The 4,326-nt window shown below is 47.2% G+C and carries 6 protein-coding genes; 2 read left to right on the forward strand and 4 right to left on the reverse strand.

Features of this window, described 5'->3' with window-relative positions:
* Positions 1 to 328: 328 nt before the first annotated feature.
* The 3 genes from Q0241_RS20550 to Q0241_RS20560 all read right to left on the reverse strand — a co-directional run bounded on the left by Q0241_RS20550 (position 329) and on the right by Q0241_RS20560 (position 2,219).
* Positions 329 to 1,285 carry a DMT family transporter gene (locus tag Q0241_RS20550; RefSeq protein WP_299380954.1) on the reverse strand — a complete coding sequence of 319 codons (957 nt, stop codon included), beginning with the start codon at positions 1,283 to 1,285 and terminating at the stop codon, positions 329 to 331.
* 112 nt (positions 1,286 to 1,397) lie between these two features.
* Positions 1,398 to 1,601, reverse strand: coding sequence for a hypothetical protein (locus Q0241_RS20555; RefSeq protein WP_299380955.1), 204 nt, complete (start codon positions 1,599 to 1,601; stop codon positions 1,398 to 1,400).
* A 60-nt stretch (positions 1,602 to 1,661) separates the two neighbouring features.
* Positions 1,662 to 2,219 carry a MarR family transcriptional regulator gene (locus tag Q0241_RS20560; protein ID WP_299380956.1) on the reverse strand — a complete coding sequence of 186 codons (558 nt, stop codon included), beginning with the start codon at positions 2,217 to 2,219 and terminating at the stop codon, positions 1,662 to 1,664.
* 103 nt (positions 2,220 to 2,322) lie between these two features.
* On the opposite strand from Q0241_RS20560, the gene Q0241_RS20565 reads away from it, so the two are divergent.
* Both Q0241_RS20565 and Q0241_RS20570 read left to right on the forward strand, forming a co-directional pair.
* Positions 2,323 to 3,108 (forward strand): hypothetical protein, encoded by a 786-nt coding sequence (locus Q0241_RS20565; RefSeq protein ID WP_299380957.1) that lies wholly within the window; start codon positions 2,323 to 2,325, stop codon positions 3,106 to 3,108.
* A gap of 184 nt (positions 3,109 to 3,292) precedes the next feature.
* On the forward strand, positions 3,293 to 3,877 hold the full coding sequence (locus Q0241_RS20570) for a redoxin domain-containing protein (protein ID WP_299380958.1): 585 nt from the start codon (positions 3,293 to 3,295) through the stop codon (positions 3,875 to 3,877).
* A gap of 54 nt (positions 3,878 to 3,931) precedes the next feature.
* Here Q0241_RS20570 and Q0241_RS20575 read toward each other — a convergent pair whose 3' ends face one another.
* Positions 3,932 to 4,225 (reverse strand): hypothetical protein, encoded by a 294-nt coding sequence (locus tag Q0241_RS20575; protein ID WP_299380959.1) that lies wholly within the window; start codon positions 4,223 to 4,225, stop codon positions 3,932 to 3,934.
* Between the last annotated feature and the right edge of the window lie 101 nt (positions 4,226 to 4,326).

The following is a 4,326-nucleotide window of genomic DNA, read 5'->3' on the forward strand; positions in this document are numbered from 1 at the left end:
TCAAGATAAGAAATTTCTTTTTCCAGCCACGGCTGCGTATCGGGGTGGTTAAGGTCCAGATGTATCCAAGCAAGCTTATCATCCCTTAACTTTTGGCTGATGACATCAGTATCAAATATTTCCTGACCACCACCTTTACCGTCAAAATCGTAAGACATCAGGATATGTTCATTCATGTGCTTGCCTTGTTTGTTGCATGCAAAGTACCGGATATGCCGTTCTATCTGATGACACGGGGGTAGATCCTACCGCAAAAAAAGATATCTTTAGTCTTATGTTATTAAAGTAAAAAGACAATAAATATCTAAAGTCGAAGATCAAATTGGCTTTATAGCTTGTCTTTTCCTTCTCGCTCTCTTTTACGTACCGCGGAACGGTGGACGGTGTAGAAGGTTGAGCCAACGATGATGCTAGCACCGAGAAGTGTCCAGAGGGTGGGGATCTCTGAGAAAAAGAGAATACCGATCCCGGTGGCAAACAGCAGGCGTACGTATTCTACCTGAGCAACGGTCACGGCCTCGGCAACGCGATAGGCTTGAATGTAAAACCACTGCATGGTTGATAGTAAAGATGCGATCAGAATAATAACCAATACTTCGTTTAGGGTCGGGGCGGTCCAATACCACCAGGCAGGTCCAGCCATAAACAAGGTCACAAGCAGGGACTGGTAAACCATAATTGTCGAGGGTTTATCTATCTGGGAAACCTTGCGTAGGATAATCATAATCGCGGCAACAAAAAAGGCCGAGATGATTGCCAGAATGGCGTAGATATTGAACTCCCCTGTGTCGGGGCGAACAATGACGAGTACACCGATAAAGCCGATAATGGTGACCGACCAGCGGCGAATGCCGACCACTTCGCGCAAGAAAACAATGGCAAGCAAGGTCGTGAACAGGGTGCGAACAAAGCCAATGGCTGTTACCTCTGCCAAGGGCATATAGACAACAGCGGTGAACCCGGCACTCATGGCGATAAAGGAAAAGGCCCCGCGTAAGAGATAGAGTTTCCAGACGCTGGTCTTAAATGCTTTGGGGCCTGACTTTATGATGATTGGTGCAACCATCATCAGGGCAAAAAGTTGGCGGATGAAAAGGATTTCAAAAACAGGCACCCGTTGCCCGATAACCTTGATCAAAGCCCCCATAATAGAGCCGCTTAGGGTCGCGAGAAGAACAAGAATGGCCCCGCGAATATTACCGGGAATTTTCTTCCATCGTCCGGAACATTCAGGAAGGAGATCTTCTACCCAATAGGTTGATATGCGTTCGGGTACGAACTGCATGGTGACAAAAATCCTTTGTTATTCTGTCCCGTCAATAGAGTAAGGCGGGGTGGACGTGGCGGCCTGTAATACACAGGTCTTGGTGGATTGACGGCCTGTTAGGTGAGCAATGTCAGATCTTTGTTAATTCAAAAGTTGGCTCTGGCGATTGTCGGGGCAATCGTAGGGCAACAGCTGGATTTGACAAAGACTGGTTCTGATCAAGCGGATTAGAAAGAACCAGTACAGGCGCCAGTAGGGGCGTATGGACAAGATGGTCTGTTTCTTCAGTAAACAGACAAAAACTCTGCATGGGAGCAGAGCTTAATGACGCCATAGCTTGCGCCTCTTTTGATGAGGATGCAATGGCGATTTATTTATGGTTGAGAATTTAAAATCAAGTCGGGGTTTGTTCTACACAAATCTTGTCGCTCTCGGTATGGCTTAAAGGCTCTTTGAGTAGATCACAAAAATTTGGCGCGCCAAGGGGAGAGCTTTTTCTAAAGTGTCGGCAGGTATTGCAAATGCCAAAAGGCTTGTTCCCGTCACTTCTGAGTTTGACGAGGAGAAGTTTTTCCAGAGCGTTTCTTATGTTGTTCTGATCATCGACGGGGAGAGTGGTTAGCACTTCTTGAAAGGGCTGAAGCGCATCTTCCTGAACAAGGTTTTCGCCCTTTCCCGTTAGTTCTAGAGTTACAGATCGTTTGTCTTGTGGGTGTTGGGTTTTAACAACAAGCCCCTTTTTTTCGAGTGACATCAAGGTCTGTGATATTGTGCCCTTTGTTGCGCCCAAATAAGACGTCAAGGCGCTGGGATTGCGAGAAAAGCAATTGGCTTGGTCCAGATAACGTAAAGCATCCCACTGTGCGGGTTTGAGCCCCCCTGCGTGACCATCGTGATTAATCAAACGGGAAAGGCGGGATAATAAGCTGATAAATTGTCTTGGTTTGCTCATTCTTTAATAGTATCGACTAAAAACAATTCTTGCAAGTGGAGAGAGATATGTTATGTGTATAGTTGTATCGAGTCGATACTATTTTGTGGTGGAGAACGAAATCATGACAAACCTTATTGTAAAAAAAATCACTTATCTGGCATCTGTTACATTCGTGGCGGGGACGTTTATGGGGACAGAGGCATTTTTCGGCACTGAAGCAAGGGCACACGATATCGAAAGCCCTGTAAGTCAGGATATCACACCGCCCTTTGATATCATCAAGGTCTCTGCCAATACGGATGGCCGTTGGGCAACTTTCTTGATGGAGTTGGCTGGAAAGACTGGAACAATCACACCAGAAGCGACAGGCGCGTTTCGTGGCTCATCTGTTTTTGCATATGTCTGGCCGACCAAAATCAATCCCTCTGGCGTGGGGTTTACCCCGAATTCCGGTATTCTAGCACTGGCGATAACGTCACACCCTGATTTTGATGATACGCCGCTTTATGATGAAAATAATGATGGTGATCCGGCGAATGATGGCAAAACCTGGCACGCGCACTGGGCGGTTCTTGCTCAGGATGAAGCATGTGGCGCAGGGTTCAAGGTACGAGAAATTTCGCCGGGGCAAGATATTGTACCAGCAACGATGCCCGACCTACCAATAGCCTTGGATGCACCCGGACAAAGCCCGATCCTTTTTGACAACCAGCTCAAGGTAACTTTGCCTGTAAAAGGTGCTGAAGGGGCACATTTCGACGCAATGACGGCTATCCTCAACGTATCGGAAGAGGGCAGTGAAAACCCCTTGCTCTGTGTAAATCAGGCACATGATGTGGCATCCGGTGATTTGTCATTCCCCGGTATCATCATGAAAAAGGGGGAGACAAAACTGATTTCCAATTAAGGCAACCTAGATTGAACATCGAGAGCTTATCAAGCATTCCCTGCCAGAAAAGGAAAATTACGCTTTCTGCGCAGGGACTGCGATATAAGAAATCATGAGACTTAGAGAGCAATTTTGGTGCAGGTGGGCTGGTCATATACCGCAAAGCCAGAATGAAAGCCGGAATTAGAAATTAGGAGACAAAATGCAAAATATGTTGCGAAAAGCACCGGAGCTAGAGATGTCCCAATGGATGAACACGACATCTGATATTACGTTGAAGACATGCTTAGGAAAAGTTGTTTTGATCGAAGCTTTTCAAATGCTTTGTCCTGGGTGTGTAGAGCATGGCCTGCCTCAGGCTCAAAAAGCTTATCAATTATTCTCTTCAGACGATCTTGTTGTGTTGGGGATACATACTGTTTTTGAGCATCATGCAGCGATGGGGCCAGAAAGTCTTAAGGCCTTTTTGCATGAATATCGAATTACTTTTCCTGTTGGGATTGATGAGGCTTCAACAAGTGGTCCTATCCCTAAAACCATGGCGCGTTATCATTTACAGGGCACACCAAGCTTGATGTTAATTGATCGTCAGGGACGGCTTCGACGACAAAAATTTGGCGCAATGTCAGATCTGCAATTGGGGGCTGAGATTATGGCCTTGATCCAAGAAAAACCAACTAAATCTGATCAAAGAGAGGGGCAAAGCCATGACCACAGTCTGCGTAAAAAATCAAAGGGATCGAGTGAGCAAAAAGGCACTTGTGATGAAACAGGGTGCCCTGTCTGATGCCCCGATCCAATTTTCTATTATAAGTATTTGAAACGTAATGTAAAAGCAGACTTATATAATTTCATCCTCGTCAAATAAGGGGTCTTGTTCTAGTTGAGTGGTCAGGCTGTCGATTGTCGCTACGGCGTCTGCATTGCGGTTGATCTTGGCAATGTGGACGATGCCGTCTCCTTCGTTGATAACGGGCAAATTCGTTCGCCCGATAATCAAGCCTTCCTCCAGTGAAAGAACTTCGGTTTCGATCTCGCCAAAGGGGTCGGATACGACGCCGAGAATGTCACCTTTTTTAACCTCATCGCCTGCACTTTTGAACAGACGTAATAGACCGCCCGCCGGGGCGCGCACCGGCGAGCCCCTCCCCCACCCCCGTCTCAACAGCGTCAACACCTGGGCGTCGGGGTGAGATCGGCGTCGACGACGGCTGCGAGGGGGCGCGGCGGTCGCCG

It is taken from the genome of uncultured Kiloniella sp. (genome assembly GCF_937128705.1).
Classification (GTDB): Bacteria; Pseudomonadota; Alphaproteobacteria; order Kiloniellales; family Kiloniellaceae; genus Kiloniella.